Genomic DNA, 16209 nt, shown 5'->3' with positions numbered 1-16209 from the left:
TATTTGAGAATGCCCTCGTCACCTGCTCCCGAATCCCCTGCGTGGTATCGTTGACGAATCGCGCGATGACCGCGTCGTAAACTTCTAATGCCTCTTGTGGTCGTTTGAGTCGCCCGAGAGTAACGCCTTTGTTAACCATAGCCGTCGCCACCAGCTCCCGAATTTCCGGTTTGGTCTCATTGCCGAACCGCGTGATGACTGCGTCGTAGGCCTCTAATTCTTTATTGGGTCGTTTGAGTTCTCCAAGGGCGAAACCACGATTGAAGAGCGATTTAGCGGCGTTCTGCTGGGTTGTATCTTTGCTTGAAGCCGATTTCAGCCAGTACTCAGCAGCACTTGAAAAATCTCCTCCATAATATGCTGCGAAAGCTTTGGCAGACCAGTCTTGAGCAGTAAAGTCATTTTCAGGTTTTTCTTTTGTCGTATCTGCAATTTGTACAAGATCTTTGCGTTCTGATTCGTCAATTGGTCCTAAATTTCTTGATTGTATTAAATCAATGGCTGCATTATGTTTGCTGTCTAGGTCTTTTATGTGGTCATCAAGGTGCTTCTTGGCTTCTCGTTCGTAGGTGCATGTTTTATTGTAGGAATCAGTAATAAACTGGTCTATGATTGTGTGAAGTTTGTCTTTTTCTTCCACAAACCATCTGTTGACGCCAGACCGGGCCTCTTCCACAGCTTTTTGATAGGTGAGTACACCGCCTACCGCGACGACACCGGCAAAAAGCAGCGATAAAATTGCAGAACTCAAGGTGACGCTGAAATTCACATCACTTACCCGGCTGTGTGCATCTGAAATGCGATCCTTGTGCGATTCGAGCGTAGCTAGCGCATTGCCTGCATTGGTCTTCGCCGTCTCAATATCCGCCGCCTTTGCCGCCTGCTCCTCCCGCAACTGCCGTATCTCCAGCTCCATCCGCGTCAATCGCTCGCTGACACTCTCGCCAGCAACAGGTGCCGCAGCAGTCGCCGCACCATTGCCGGCCTTGGCCGCAAGCCCGACGCCGGCCGTCACCAACCCCACGACCAGCCAGCCGGTCAGCAAAGTCACGGCCAGGAAGGCCCGGCCACGGCGGCGCGGCAGTAAGTCTTTCAGTGTGTCACGGCGTGTTGCGTATCCCATGCGGTGCTCCAGACTGTCGGTAGGATGCGTCGCTCTATACGCAATATTCCATGCGGCGGCAATATCTCGCGGCGTCTGCCCGGATGGCGGCGACGCACTCCAGGGGCCGGCGCAGCGTCAGGAGGCAGGCAGCCATACTGGCCGGCCTGCACAATTGCGTGCAGCGAACCTACGAATGAAACCAGTCAGTTCGACAAGGTTTGAGTCCTGGTTTGCGACGATATTTGAAAGAAGTTGATTCTATTGGAATTCAGCTGTGTTGGCTATATCCGAAGTGTTATCTCTTCGTTGCGTCGGCGATAACTGCGAATGATGGCTCAGTAACATAGGAAAGATGCGTAGACGAGACTATCGCGGAAATGCTATTGAGACTTTATTGCTTGGCATCATATTCGACATAGGAGGAAGTATGTGCAAACGTGCGGTTCTTCTTGCTTTTGTCGTGATGTTTGTCTCTGCCGGATGGGCCGGTGCCTGGACGGTTCCCAGTACAGGCATAACAAAATGCTATGATACAACCGGAGAAATTACCTGTCCCAATCCTGGTCAGGCCTTCTACGGGCAAAACGGCAACTTTCCGGGGCAGGCCCACGCCTTTGTCGACAACGGGGATACGGCCACAGATCAAATAACGGGCCTGGTGTGGCAAAAAACGCCGGATGGCGTAACCCACAATTGGGACGCTGCGGCGGCCTATTGCACGGGTCTTGGCCTGGACAATCAGTCCGACTGGCGACTGCCAACCCAACGGGAACACCTCACCATCGTCGATTCCGACCGGGCAAGGCCGGCCTTTGCCGGACCTCTGGCAGGAACAAGCGGGCATTATTGGTCCGCAACACCCTATGCGGGGTACACCGCGCCGGCTTCCTGGTATGTGAACTTCGTCTACGGAAGCTCCGAGTTCAACGATAGAGACACCGGGCGCAATGTGCGTTGCGTGCGTGGCCAGACATTGGCCGACGATACCTACGTCGTCCAGGGTAATGTGGTCGTTGATACGACCACCGGACTGATTTGGGAAAAGACTGCAAGCGCGGCGTCGAAATCCTGGGCCGAGGCCCTGGCCTACTGTCAGAACCAGACCGTAGACGGGTATACAGACTGGCGGCTGCCGGACATTATGGAATTGCGGACCTTGGTCGACTACACCAAGATTTCTCCAGCCATCAACAACACCTTTGTCGGCTCAGGGACGTTCTATTGGTCCTCATCGACCTTGAAAGACCACCCGGATCTCGCCGGGTACGTTGATTTTACCGCAGGCACTTCGGCTAGCGACAATAAAACCCGGACCGACTTTTTCGTGCGCTGTCTGCGCAACTCGTCGTCCCGGACAGTCGTTGTCTCCCCCATAGACTGTTTGTTGCTGCAATAAATGCCAGCGCGCCGCAGGGATTGCGGAGTCGTCGCGCGCGTTGCTCCAGGGGCTGTGAAGCAGAGACCTGCCAGCCTGTAACAACGATGACGCAGGGGCGGCGGCTGCGGCCTCGGCTGACGACAGCAATCGGTTGGCTTCCCGACTGAACCGGTTGAAGGCCGAGAGACGAGGGCGCAAGGCGGGGCGAAAAGGCGCTTTGGGTTTTTAGGCAGGGGACGGGAGTCGATGAATCTTTCTCGGGAGCCGTCTTGAAGGCAGGGGGCCTGGGTGGGGGTGTTGTCCAGGCCGGGATCGTCCCGACCTGGACAACACTGCAAAGGATGCGCCGGTGTTGCCGTTACCCCTGCTTGCCAAGCTTGGCTGCCGCCGTCTCGACGTCGCGGGCGAAGCCTTCGCGGGCGGCGCGGATGCGACCGGCCAGCTCGGGGTCATTGAGCGCCAGGATGGAGGCGGCCAGCCAGGCGGCGTTTTTCGCGCCGGCTCCGTCCAGGGCCACCGTGGCGACCGGGTAGCCCGGCGGCATCTGCACCGTGGACAGCATGGCATCCAGGCCGCCAAGGGCCGAGCCGGCGTTGGACAGCGGCACGCCGATGACCGGCTTTATCGTGCGTGCGGCCACGGCCCCGGCCAGATGGGCGGCCAGACCGGCAGCGCAGATAAAGATCTGGCAGCCGCCCGCTTCACATTCCTGGATGATGCGCTCGGTGCGTTCCAGGGTGCGGTGGGCCGAGGTCACGGTGAACAGATGGTCGATGCCTAAGGAATCGAGCACCTTGGAACAAGGCCGCATTTTCTCTTCATCGGAAATCGAGCCGATCAAAATGGCGATGCGCATCTACTTCCCCTCCCGTTTGCGTCCCTTGTCGCCGATGTCGCGGCGGTAAAACGCACCTTCAAAATGGATTTTTTCCGCAGCCCGGTAGGCCGCCGCCTGGGCCGCCGCCAGATCATCCCCAAGGGCCGTGACGCCAAGCACCCGGCCGCCGGAGGTGACCAGCCGGCCGCCGTCGAGTTTCGTGCCGGCCTGAAAGACCTTGACCGCGCCGTTGCCGGTCGCCTCGGCCGCCTCAATGCCGGTAATGGGCATGCCCTTCGGGTAGCTCCCCGGATAGCCCGGCGCGGCCATGACCACGCAGACAGCGCTTTTGGGCGACCAGCGCACCAGTTCCGGCGTCAGCTTCCCGGCCCGGCAGGCCAGGAAAATGGCCGGCAGATCGCTGTCCAGACGGGCCAGGAGCGGCTGGCATTCCGGATCGCCAAAACGCACGTTGTATTCGAGCACCTTGGGGCCGGCCGCCGTCATCATAAGACCGGCGTAGAGAATGCCGGTGAAGGGATGGCCGCGCTTGGCCATCTCCCGCATGATGGGATGGATGACCAGCTCCATCATTTCCGCATAGCGCGCCGGCGGCAGGATGGGAGCCGGGCAATAGGCCCCCATGCCGCCGGTGTTGGGACCGGTGTCGCCGTCGAAAACGGCCTTGTGGTCCTGGCAGGCAGTCATGGGCACGGCGTTTGTGCCGTCGCAAAAGGCCAGAAACGAGGCTTCCTCGCCGACAAGCGCCTCTTCCACCACCACCGTGGCCCCGGCCGAGCCGAAAGCGCCGGTCACCATGGATTCGTCAATGGCGGCGATGGCTTCTTCGGTGGCGGCGGCCACAGTGACGCCCTTGCCGGCGGCCAGGCCATCGGCCTTGACCACCACCGGGCCGCCGATTTTCCTGGCATAGGCCCGGGCCGAAGCGGCGTCGGTGAAGGTTTCATAGGCAGCGGTGGGCACGCCGGCCGCAGTCATGACTTCCTTGGCAAAGGCCTTGCTGCCTTCAAGCTGCGAGGCATAGGCGTCGGGACCGAAACACGGCACTCCGGCCGATTCCAGGGCGTCGCGCAGCCCGGCCACCAGCGGCGCTTCCGGGCCGACCACCACCAGATTGATGCCCCGGTCTTTGGCCAGGGCCACAATGCCCGGGACGTCGGTATCGGACAGGGCAACATTTTCGCCGCACGAGGCCGTGCCGCCGTTGCCCGGGGCGGCCAAAACAGCTGAAACATCGGGACTCTTGGACAGGGTATGGGCCAGGGCGTGCTCACGGCCGCCGGAGCCGACCACCAGAATGCGCATCACGCGCCTCCTTGTGCAGTTGTGCCGCGGGCTGCCGGGAAGGGGAGGGCCCATCCAGGGAGGCCGCCGGGAATACCATCCCCCGATCCGGCGCATGGCAGGGACCAACGATCAGGCGGGGGAGGGGAAAAGCCATATCAAGAAAGAAGGGAAATTAGCCGCAATGGCTGGAAAATGCAAACCGGCCGGACAGCGGGAAAGCGCTGCCCGGCCGGCCGGGAAATGGGCTAGGACAAGGCTTTTTGCGGCGGGTCTGTCTCGCGCAACTGGGCCATGAGGCTATTGAGGTCATTGGCCTGCCGGGCCAGATCCGACACGGCCTGGGCCGATTGGTGCATGGCCTGGGAGGTTTCGGCCGCGATGGCGCTGATGGATTCCACGGAACGGTTGATTTCTTCCGAGGTGGCGGATTGCTGTTCGGCTGCCGTGGCGATGGCCCGCACCTGATCGCCGGCGGCTTCCACCACGGTGACGATTTCACCCAGGGCCGCCTCCGACCGGGCGGCCAGTTCCGAAGCCGTGCCGACACGCGAAACGGCCCGGTCCACCCGGGATACGGCATCAGACGTTCCCCGCTGGATGCCGGTGATGGCTTGTCCCACTTCTTTGGTGGCGTGCATGGTTTTTTCGGCCAGCTTGCGCACTTCATCGGCCACGACCGCAAAGCCGCGTCCGGCCTCGCCGGCCCGGGCAGCCTCGATGGCGGCATTCAAGGCCAGCAAATTGGTCTGGTCGGCAATGTCGGAAATGACCCCCATGATGGTCCCGATGCCCTGGGCCTGCTGCCCCAGACTTTGCATGTTGTCGGTGAGGACCACGGCTTCCTCTCGGATGGCGGCCACGGCGGTTTCAACCTCGCCGACGAGTTGCGCGCCGTGGCGGGCCTTGTCCCGGGCCAGCTCGGTGTGGCCGGCTGTGTCCGAGGCGTTTCTGGCCACTTCCATAATGGTGGCGTTCATTTCTTCGACGGCAGTGGCCGTTTCCTGGACCCGGGCGTTTTGTTCTTCGGCTCCCCGGCTGGACTGTTCAATCTGGGCCGAAAGTTCCTCGGAAGCGGCAGCCACCCGGTCGGCCACGGCCGAAGCTTGGGCTGCGGTCTGGGCGATGACGATGTTTTGCTCCTCAATGCGCTGCTTTTGCTCGTGAATCTGGGTCAGGTCGGTCCAGAAGGAAATGGAACCGAGCAAATTATCGTCGAGGTCGTAAAAGGGGGTGGTCCGCACGGCCACGCGCAGTTTTCGGCCGGAAGGCGTGGTATAGTCGATTTCAGCGGCCAGGGGCCGGCGTTCCTGGATGGCCCGGTCGGACAAGGTCTGGCGGTTGGCGTCATTGTTGTAAAAGGCCCCGGAGCGCTGGCCGACGGCGGATTGGCGGGCGTCCCTCTTTTCCAGCAGGTCGCAGATTTCCTGGTTGACCCAGACCATCGTGAAATCCGGTCCCACGATGCCGCACGGGGAGGGGATGCCGTTTAACACACCCTGGGCAAAGCCGAGTTTGGTTTTGAGTTCGCCCACCATCTGGCGCAGATGCCCGGCAAAGACGGCCAGTTCGGCCCGAAACGAGCCGTTCAGGCTGGCGCTCAAATCACCGGAGCCCACCTGGCGCGTGAATTCATTCAAAGCCAGCAGCGGTCCCAGCACCAGGCGGCGGTTGATAAGGACAATAACGAGCACGGCCAAGGCGGCCACGCCCAGCCCCACGCCAATGAGCACCGACCGCTGCTTGGCGGCAGGGGTCATCATCTCGCCGGCGTCGGCAGACATGCACACAATCCACCCGGTGGTAGGGACGCGGGCCACGCTCATGACCTTTGCCTCGCCTTTCCAGTCGTAGTCAAAGGTGCCGTTGTGCAGGGCCAGGGCTTTCTTCGTGGACTCGACCTGGGAAACGTCCTGGAGCAGCAGGGACTTGTCGAGCGGATGGGCGATCATGTGGCCGGAATCGTCGAGCATGAAACCGTAGCCCTGTTGCCCGAAACGGATCGGATCAATGGTGGCGGCGGTGAAGCGGTTCCACAAGGGGCAGGCCGCCACGCCGCCAAGCAGCTTGCCGTTGGCGTCGCGCACGGCTTTGGCCACGACATAAATAAGTTCATTGCCGGTCGCGGCCTTGAAGACGGAATTGCTAAAGACCAGATCCTGGCCGGCCAAGATGGCTTTGACGTAATCACGCTCTTTACGGTCGCCGCCGGTGAGATCCTTGCCTTCGCTGGTGCTGCCGGCGATGATGGTTCCCGTAGCGTCAAACAGAAAAAAGGAGAAATAGTCTTTGTAGGCGGCGATGTAGGTACGCAGCCTTTCCCGGGCTTTGGGCGCATCGCCGGTAAACGCGGCCTGGATGGCATCCTGGCCGGCCAGGGACTCCGCCACCGAGGCGGTGCCCTTGAGATAGGTCTCGGCGGACTGGGCCGTGATGGCCGCAGCCTGGGCCAGGGCATTCTCTTGGACCTGTCGGGTCATGGTAAAGGACGAGTTGGAGGCATACAGAACCAGGACGGCGACGCCGGCCAGGATGGTGACAGCAACGGATGCGGCAATGATGGTGGTGATGCCTGCTTGACGCATGGCGGCTCCTTGGCAGCATGCATCATCTGGATGCATATGCGCTGCATGGTGTTATGGCTTGGCGCCACAGCAGACAATCACCACTCTGGGAACTAAAAGCGGCTTGCGTACGTTGCGAGAGCCAGAACGGCTTTGCGACGCAGCGTTCGTGACAATACGAAATATACTGGCAAATGCAACCAGCAGGTCCTAAATGGGGTGGAGTGGTTGGCTTTGCAGTATCTTGTCGTACTGGTGTCGGATGTGGGCAACGGCGCGAATACCTACTGTCAAAATGAGGAATTGGCAAGAGTCTGGGACGGTCAATTTTAGTTAGGCCAGCGTTTTGTGGCTTCCCTCCTGTTGCTGCAGATGATCAATAAGGACATTCAGATTGTTCGCCAATTCCGCCAGTTCCCGGACTGCGGCGGCCGATTGGGACAGTGTGTCGGCTGCAGCGGCAGCCAGGGCGTTGATGTCGCCCACGGAGAGGTTGATGGCTTCGGTGGTGGAGGATTGTTCTTCGGCGGCCGCAGCTATGGAGCGGACCTGATCGCCGGCGGCGGCCACCAACTCGACGATGCTGGTGAGCGAGACCCCCGAACGCTCGGCCAATCCGGTGGCGTCAGCCACGCGGGCCACCGCCCGGGCCATGCGGGCGGTCGTCTCGTCGGCCCCGTGCTGGATGCCGGTGATGGCCTGGCCCACGTCCTTGGTGGCGAGCATGGTTTTTTCGGCCAGTTTGCGGACTTCGTCGGCCACCACGGCAAAGCCGCGTCCGGCCTCGCCGGCCCGGGCGGCCTCGATGGCGGCATTCAAGGCCAGCAGGTTGGTCTGGTCGGCAATATCGGAAATGACGTTCATGATGGTCCCGATACCTTTGGCCCGAACGTCAAGTTCGTCCATGGTGGCCGTCAGGGCCTGGACTTCCTCGCGTACGGCAGCCACGGCCTGGGTGACCGAGGCAACGAGTCCGGCCCCTTCTTCGGCCGTGTTGCGGGCTTTTTCAGCCAATTGGGCCGTGCTGCCGGCATTTCTGGCCACTTCCAGGATCGTGTCGTTGAGTTGTTCCACGGCGGTTGCGGTTTCGTGGACCCGGCTGCTCTGATTGCGGGCGCCGAGGCTGGCCTGTTCGATGCCTTCGGACAGGTCGGCAGCGCCCCGGGCCATGCTCCGGGCCACCTCGGTGGCCTGGGCGGCCAGACTGGAAATCAGGGCGTTTTGTTCCTCGATGCGGTTCTTCTGGGCAGTGATGCCGGTGAGATCGGTCCAGAATACGAGGCAGCCCAGGAGTTCGCCGTCCATGTCGTAAAAGGGCGTGGTATCCACATGGAGATGGAGATCGCGCCCCTGCCGGGTATGGAAGTCAATGTCGAGGGACAACCCCTGGCGCTCGCGCAGGGTACGTTGGGACACAGTGTCCCGAGTCGGATCACCGAAAAAGAGCTGGCCCGTGATCTGCCCTTTGGCCGACTCCGGGGTGGCGTCCAGGGCAAGCAGGTCGATGGCCTGCCGGTTGATCCACAAGGTGCGGCTGTCCGGGCCGATAATGGCGCACGGGGCGGGGATGCCGGCCAACACGCCCTGGGCAAAGCCCAGCTTGTTTTTGAGTTCGGCGACCATGGCCTGCACATTGTCGGCCAGCCCACGCAGTTCAAAGCGGAACAGGCCGGCCAGGGGCGCACCCAGGTCTCCGGCCGTGACGGCCTGGGCATAGCGGCCAAGAGCAGCCAGGGGGCGCAGCATGAGCGTGCGGTTGGCCAGGGCGATGCCGGCCACTGCCGCCGCCAGGCAGAGCGCGCCGATGAGCAGCAGCATGTTGCGTTGTTGCGCCGCTGCGGCCGTCATCTCGGATTCATAGGCCGTCATGCACACCAGCCAGCCGGTGACGCCCACTTTGGCCACGGCCATGACCTTGCGCTCTCCCTTCCAGTTGTAGGCCACAATGCCTTCTTTCCGGGTCAGCGCCTGTTTGACGAAATCTTCGCCGGACAGGTCCTTGAGCAGTGTGTCCTTGTCCATGCCGTTGGCAATGACCGTTCCCCGGCCGTCGAGCATCAGCGCATACCCCCGGGTTCCAAACCGCAGGGGATCGACAAAGCCCTTGGTGAAAACGTTCCATTTGGGGCACACGGCCACGCCGCCAAGCAGCTTGCCGTCCGGGGAACGCACCGCCTTGGCCATGACGAAAATGAGGATATCCCCGGTCTTGGCGCTGATGACCTGGTCGGTGAAAAAGAGATCCTTGCCGGTCAGCACGGCTCGGACATAGTCGCGCTCCGATCGGTCGCCGCCGGCCATGTCCTGCTTGTTGGCGTTAAAGCCGGACACGACCTTGCCCTGCAGATCGAAGGAGAAAATAGCCCAGTAATTGCTGTAATTGTCGATGTAGTTGCGAAAGCGTTCCCTGGAACGCCCCGGATCGCCGGAGAGGCCGGCCACCACGGCGTCCTGGGTGGCCAGCGCCCGGGCTACGTCGGCGGCGTCCTCCAGGTACAGATCAAGCGTCCGGCCGGTGGAAGAGGCCAACTGGGCCAGGGCGTTTTCCTGGAGCCCTGAGGCCATGGAGAACGAGGTGCGCGAGACGTAGACAACCAGGATGACGATGGCGGCAGTGACGAAGAAGGCCACGAGCAGGGTGAGAATGGTGTTGACGCTAGCCTTGCGCATACATGCCCCATCTTCCGGTTTGGGCGCGCCGGGAGGAGCGCGTCGCTGACAACGAGGGGAAAGGCAGTCTGCCGACCAAGGGGGACGACGCCGCCGAGCGTAACGATATCGGCTTGATTGTAGCGAAAAGATGACAGGAAGGGCAATGTGAAAAACGCAGTGGCATGTATCCGGGTCGGTGATGAACCGACCCGGATGATAGTGCGCTGCGTGGCGCTGGAGGCGGTTTAGGCGGTCAGGGCCGGCTGGCCGCTGCCGCCCCGGATGTCGGCCACCAGGGCATTGAGTTCATGGGCCTGGGCGGCCAGCTCGGTGACGGCCTGGGCGGACTGGCCCATGGCCTGGGCGGTTTCCGAGGCGATGCGGCTGATGGATTCCACGGCCCGGTTGATCTCTTCGGAGGTGGCGGACTGTTCCTCGGCGGCGGTGGCGATGGACCGGACCTGATCGCCGGCGGTTTCGACCACGCTGACGATTTCGCCCAGGGCCGCGCCGGAGCGTTCGGCCAGGGCCGTGGCCTGCTCCACGGCGAGGGCCGCCTGATCGACCATGCCGATGGTGTCGGTCGTGCCGCGCTGGATGCCGGAAATGGCCTGTCCGACCTCCTTGGTGGCCTGCATGGTTTTTTCGGCCAGTTTGCGGACTTCGTCGGCCACGACGGCAAAGCCGCGTCCGGCCTCGCCGGCCCGGGCGGCCTCAATGGCGGCATTGAGGGCCAGGAGGTTGGTCTGGTCGGCGATGTCGGAGATGACGCCCAGCACGGCCCCGATGCCTTGGGCCTGATCGCCCAGGCCCCGCATGGTGTCCTTGAGCTGCTCGGCCGCCTGGCGCACCTTGTCCACGGCGTCCACCACATCGACCACCAGTGCCGCCCCTTCCCGGGCCTTGTCCCGGGCCATGAGGGCGTTTTGCGCGGTCTCGCCGGCATTCCTGGCGACTTCCAGGATGGTGGCGTTCATCTCCTCCACGGCCGTGACGGTTTCCTGGACACGGTCGTTTTGTTCCTGGGCGCCTTGGTTGGCCTGCTCGATCTGGGCCGAGAGTTCTTCAGCGGCCGAGGCCATGCGGTCGGAGGTGGCCGTGGCCTTGTCGGCGGTGTCGGCCATCAGCGTATTTTGGGCGGCAATGCGGGCCTGCTGGTTATGGGCCTCGGTTTCATCGTTCCAAAAGGAGATGGAACCGAGGAGCGTGCCGTCCATGTCGAAAAAAGGCGTGGTGATGACGTTAATGTGCAGCTGTTTGCCTGAGGGGGCGACGAATTCGTTTTGGGCGGTCAGGACGTGGCGTTGGCGCAGCGCCTTGTCTGAACAGGTTTCACGGTTGGCGTCGCCAAGATAGAATAAACCGGATTTTTGGCCCTTGAACGTTTCGGGCGGGGCGGTTTTTTCCAACAGGTTGCAGATGGCCTGGTTGGCCCAGAGCATGGTGCAGTCCGGGCCGACGATGCCGCAGGGGGTGGGGATGCCTTGCATGACGCCTTCGGCAAAGCCGAGCTTGGTCTTGAGTTCCCCCACCATGCGCTCCAGGTTGTGGGCCAGTCCGGCCAGCTCGAAACGGAAGCGGCCGGTGAGCGGCGCTTTGAGGTTCCCCGCGGCCACGGCGGCGGTGAACGCGGCGATGGCGGCCAGAGGGGTGAGCACCACGACTTTGTTAAAGACGATGAGCAGCGTGGCTACAGCGAGCAGCACGACGGCGCCCAGGCCGATGAGCACGTTGCGCTGGCCGGCGGCCAGTGACGCCATTTCAGACTCCGAGGAGGTCATACAGATGAGCCAGCCGGTCAGGGGCGCATCAGCTACGGCCATGTATTTCGTTTCACCCTTGAAATCGTATTTAAGGATGCCGGTTTTAAGCGCCAACGCCCGTTCGCTGATCGTTCGATCCGACGGATACGTTAGCAGCAGGGATTTGTCTTTGGCATGGGCGATGATGACGCCTTTGCTGTCGAGCATATAGCCATATCCGGTTTCGCCGAATTTCACGCTATCGATGAATTTTTTCGTAAACGGTTCCCAGAGGGGGCAGACAATGACGATGCCGAGGATTTTGCCGTCCGGACCGGAGATGGCGTGAGCGGCGACGACAACCATGTCTCCGGTGGTTTTGCCTTTGAGGATTGTCTGGGCCACGTAACTTTGCTGACCGGCCATGACGGCTTTGAAATACTCACGGTCGGCATAGGAGGATGGCAAGGGTTCGCCGTTTTTCGTCCCGCCTGCCACGGGTTTTCCCATGGCGTCGATGATGATGGCCGAGGCAAGATCTTGGGATTGGGCGACAAATTGTCGCAGCATCTTGTTTGCCTGCTCCGGTGACCCGTTCAGGGCGTCGGTCACGATGGGCTGGGATGCAATGGTTTCTGCCTGATCAACGGCGTTATTGATATACATATCAAGGACATTGCTCATGCTTTTGGCGGTTCCCAGCAAGGCTTCCTCTTTCATCTTCAAGGAGATGTCATAGGTGGATCCGGCCGTATAAATAATGATACTCGATATTCCAATAAGTAATGAGATAACGACAGCCAGTGTCAGCACAGCATTCAGACCAAGATGTTTCATGAGAGTTCCTTTTTGTGTGATAAAAATTATTTATGGCGTTGAATACGCTCTCAGACGGCTGTCGTTTACAGAAGCAGCTTGCGATCAACGTGCGCGCAGACGGTCCGTCATGTCCGGGGTGCGGGGCTGAAACGTCTGACCGCATTCCCTCTGGTTTGATCCTTAAGTGCGCTTTTGCCAGTCATCGGTACGGCCAATAGAGAAAAGGGGATGGTATTACCAGATTGGTTCTTTGGTACTATTTGACACCAAAAAAATACCAGAATATGGCGATAGCCGCAGATGGAATATTGGAAGGAGTTCGAACCATGCCTCAGGGAAGGCCCCGAGCTTTGCGCCTCGAAGGGACCGGCGAGAAATTGTATATGGCGCTCAAACTGACTGGGCTGGCCTGGGGAACCCGGCTTGAAGCCGAGCAGTTCACCCGCAGCCGCCGCTGGCTCGACTGTGGCCTGCCCCGGAGCGTCAACACCGTCATTGAGGATATCCGCTCCGGTATTGCGGCAGAGCGTCTGGACCGGTATCTGGCCTATTTTCAGATGCCGGCCGAGTTGTTTCTCGATGCCGCCGTCGGGGCCTATTCCCCGGAATTTTCCTGCGGCGTGCTGAAAAGCCGCCACCAGTCCCGGGCAGTCAGCCCCCTGGACCCCCGCCAGGATAGTGTCATCTTCGAACATCTCAATCGGCAAAATGACAAGCAGTACCTGCATGATCTCGTGCAGGTGCTCGGCGGTGTCTACGATTTGGCTGTCCGCTACAAGCATAGCGACGTCTGGTTGCTCGGGGCGGCAATTATCGGCGAACCCACCGAAGGCGGTTTGCAGGCTGCCGGATGTCTGGCCGTTGACGAAGTCTCGCTTGATTTTCACGCACGTCTTTTCCGGTGGCATAACTATCTGCACGTGCATTATGCTTCAAACGACAATCAACTGCTCGGCTACATGATGACTCCAGACCCGCTGCAATCCATCCTCATCCGCCATCGCCGCCCTTTCTACATGAAGCTGGATACACTTTCAGGCAATCTGATCCCGTCTCCGGAACCAGACCGCGCCACTATTTACGCCCTGCGGCAGGAGCCCGAAGGCAGCGGAAGCATGAGTGAAGCCTACAACGCGCTCCGGGAAGCGGTGGTTAGCCAGCCCTTGCTGACACCGGATCAGCCCCGCTATGAGGCGATCAAGGAAATATTGGTCCGGGAAAAGGTGCTGTAAACGACAAACGCCCCTTTCCGGCACTGCCGGAAAGGGGCGTTTGTCTGGGCCGCGCTTTTGCAAATCTGGGAACGCAGGACCGGGGGACGTCTAGGCCGTGAGGGCCGGCTGCCCGCTGCCGCCCTGAATGTCGGCCACCAGGGCATTGAGTTCATGGGCCTGGGCGGCCAGCTCGGTGACGGCCCGGGCGGACTGGCCCATGGCCTGGGCGGTTTCCGAGGCGATGCGGCTGATGGACTCCACGGCCCGGTTGATCTCTTCCGAGGTGGCGGACTGTTCTTCGGCGGCGGTGGCAATGGCCCGGACCTGATCGCCGGCGGTTTCGACCACACTGACGATTTCACCCAGGGCTGCGCCGGAGCGTTCGGCCAGGGCCGTGGCCTGTCCCACGGCGAGGGCTGCCTGATCGACCATGCCGATGGTGTCGGTCGTGCCGCGCTGGATGCCGGAAATGGCCTGTCCGACCTCCTTGGTGGCCTGCATGGTTTTTTCAGCCAGTTTTCGGACTTCGTCGGCCACGACGGCAAAGCCGCGTCCGGCCTCGCCGGCCCGGGCGGCCTCGATGGCGGCATTGAGGGCCAGAAGGTTGGTCTGGTCGGCGATGTCGGAGATGACGCCCAGCACGGTCCCGATGCCTTGGGCCTGATCGCCCAGGCCCCGCATGGTGTCCTTGAGCTGCTCGGCCGCCTGGCGCACCTTGTCCACGGCATCCATCACATCAACGACCAGTCCAGCCCCTTCCCGGGCCTTGTCCCGGGCCATGAGGGTGTTTTGTGCGGTTTCCCCGGCATTCCTGGCGACTTCCAGGATGGTGGCGTTCATCTGCTCCACGGCCGTGACGGTTTCCTGGACGCGGTCGTTTTGTTCCTGGGCGCCCTGGTTGGCCTGCTCGATCTGGGCCGAAAGTTCTTCAGCGGCCGAGGCCATGCGGTCGGAGGTGGCCGAGGCCTTGTCGGCGGTGCCGGCCATGAGCATGTTCTGGGCACTGATGCGTTCCTGCTGGGCGTGCAGTTCGGTCTGGTCGGTCCAAAAGGAGATGGAGCCGAGGAGCGTGCCGTCCATGTCGTAAAAGGGCGTGGTGACGACATCGATGCGCAGTTGTTTGCCCGAAGGGGTCATGTAGGCATTGTGGGCGGTCAAGACCGTGCGATGGCGAAGCGCCTTGTCTGAACAGGTCTCTCGGTCGGCGTCGTTGAGGTAGAACAGGCCGGATTTTTGCCCCTTGAAGGTTTCGGGCGGGGCGGTTTTTTCCAGCAGGTCGCAGATGGCCTGGTTGGCCCAAAGCATGGTGCAGTCCGGGCCGACGATGCCGCAGGGGGCCGGGATGCCTTGCATGACGCCTTCGGCAAAGCCGAGCTTGGTCTTGAGTTCCCCCACCATGCGCTCCAGATTATGGGCCAGTCCGGCCAGCTCGAAGCGGAAGCGGCCGGTCAGGATGGCCTTGAGGTTGCCGTCGGCCACGGCGGCGGCATAGGCGGCGATGGCAGCCAGGGGGGTAAGCACCACCACCTTGTTAAAGATGATGATGAGCGCGGCCACGGCGAGGAGCACGACGGCGCCCAGGCCGATGAGCACATTGCGCTGGCCGGCGGCCTTGGCGGCGACTTCGGAGGCCGAAGCGGTCATGCACACCAGCCAATGGACGCCGGCGACCTGGGCCACGGCCATATATTTGTTCTCACCCTTGTAATCGTAGCGCATGATGCCGTTTTTGAGTGCAGCCGCCCGTTCGCCAATGGTTTTGTCGGAGGGTTGGGCCAGGAGCAGGGACTTGTCTTTGGCATGGGCAATGATCCGTCCCGCATCGTCGAAGATGAAGCCATAGCCGGATTGGCCGAAGCGGATGGGGGAGAGATAGGCGCGGGTCAGACGGTTCCAGTCCGTGCAAAGGACCACCATGCCCCGTATTTTGGAGTCGGGTCCATGCACGGCATGGGCCGTGGTGAAATAGGTGGTGTTGCCGGCTGCATCGCGGCGGATCGTCGCGCTGGTGTAGTCGTCGTTTCCAGAAGAAATCGCTTTGAAAAAATCCCAGTCCTTGTAGGAGTCGGCCAGGGGTTTGCCGGATTTGGAAACCGAGGCCACGGCCTTGCCGTCGGTATCGACGACCAGGACGGCCAAGAGGGCGTCAGAGTTTTTGAGGTAGCCGTCGAGCATTTTTTGGGCTCGTTCCGGCGCGCCGATGAGGGCTTCGAGAAAAACGGGCAGCGAGGCCAGGGTGTCGGCGCTCTCTTTGCCGTTTTCCAGGCTGAGGCTGATCAGGTTGACCATGTCCGTGGCTGTGCGCTGGAGTTCTTCTTCTTGTAACGACGTGGAAATGTCGGCCGTCGAGGTCGCGGCATAGAGGATGATGGCGGCTATGCCCAGAAACAGCGAGGCAATGACGGCCAGAGTCAGAACGGTGTTGAGGCCCAGTCGGCGCATGGTGAGTCTCCCGGATACGGTGGATGAAAAAGGGGGCGCAGTATGGAGCATCAGCACGCGGCAGCGCTGTCCTGATCGGCGCGGAGCATGTAAACATGACCCAGTTTGCCAATCTTGCGAATAATCGCGCTCACCCCCTGGTTGGCAATAAGGAAAAGCAGCGGCAGAGGC

General features: G+C 61.3%; 9 protein-coding genes. 2 read left to right on the top strand and 7 right to left on the bottom strand.

Features of this window, described 5'->3' with window-relative positions; all coding sequences use genetic code 11:
• On the bottom strand, positions 1-1123 hold a 1123-nt coding region (locus NY78_RS17300), incomplete at its 3' end, for a tetratricopeptide repeat protein (RefSeq protein WP_043638685.1).
• A gap of 409 nt (positions 1124-1532) precedes the next feature.
• On the opposite strand from NY78_RS17300, the gene NY78_RS17295 reads away from it, so the two are divergent.
• The gene (locus tag NY78_RS17295; RefSeq protein ID WP_043638682.1) at positions 1533-2501 is read left to right on the top strand and encodes an Lcl C-terminal domain-containing protein; all 969 of its coding nucleotides are present in this window, start codon (positions 1533-1535) and stop codon (positions 2499-2501) included.
• 340 nt (positions 2502-2841) lie between these two features.
• Here the strand turns inward: NY78_RS17295 and purE are convergent, their stop codons facing one another.
• The 5 genes from purE to NY78_RS17270 form a co-directional block, all read right to left on the bottom strand.
• Entirely contained in the window at positions 2842-3339 is a 498-nt protein-coding gene (purE, locus tag NY78_RS17290; RefSeq protein ID WP_043638680.1) for a 5-(carboxyamino)imidazole ribonucleotide mutase, read from the bottom strand.
• Positions 3340-4626 (bottom strand): phosphoribosylamine--glycine ligase, encoded by a 1287-nt coding sequence (gene purD / locus NY78_RS17285; RefSeq protein ID WP_043638679.1) that lies wholly within the window; start codon positions 4624-4626, stop codon positions 3340-3342.
• Between the two features lie 227 nt (positions 4627-4853).
• Positions 4854-7190 carry a methyl-accepting chemotaxis protein gene (locus NY78_RS17280; RefSeq protein WP_043638677.1) on the bottom strand — a complete coding sequence of 779 codons (2337 nt, stop codon included), beginning with the start codon at positions 7188-7190 and terminating at the stop codon, positions 4854-4856.
• A gap of 312 nt (positions 7191-7502) precedes the next feature.
• On the bottom strand, positions 7503-9839 hold the full coding sequence (locus NY78_RS17275; RefSeq protein WP_043638675.1) for a methyl-accepting chemotaxis protein: 2337 nt from the start codon (positions 9837-9839) through the stop codon (positions 7503-7505).
• A gap of 227 nt (positions 9840-10066) precedes the next feature.
• Positions 10067-12400, bottom strand: a complete 2334-nt coding sequence (locus tag NY78_RS17270; protein ID WP_043638673.1) for a methyl-accepting chemotaxis protein — start codon at positions 12398-12400, stop codon at positions 10067-10069.
• A 308-nt stretch (positions 12401-12708) separates the two neighbouring features.
• On the opposite strand from NY78_RS17270, the gene NY78_RS17265 reads away from it, so the two are divergent.
• Entirely contained in the window at positions 12709-13614 is a 906-nt protein-coding gene (locus NY78_RS17265; RefSeq protein ID WP_043638670.1) for a hypothetical protein, read from the top strand.
• Between the two features lie 90 nt (positions 13615-13704).
• On the opposite strand, the gene NY78_RS17260 is transcribed toward NY78_RS17265, so the two are convergent.
• Positions 13705-16038, bottom strand: a complete 2334-nt coding sequence (locus tag NY78_RS17260) for a methyl-accepting chemotaxis protein (RefSeq protein ID WP_043638667.1) — start codon at positions 16036-16038, stop codon at positions 13705-13707.
• Between the last annotated feature and the right edge of the window lie 171 nt (positions 16039-16209).

Origin of the sequence: Desulfovibrio sp. TomC, assembly GCF_000801335.2 — a bacterium.
Taxonomy (GTDB): Bacteria; Desulfobacterota; Desulfovibrionia; order Desulfovibrionales; family Desulfovibrionaceae; genus Solidesulfovibrio.
Note: the sequence above shows the minus strand (reverse complement) of the source record. Positions and strands in the feature narration are given on the sequence as shown.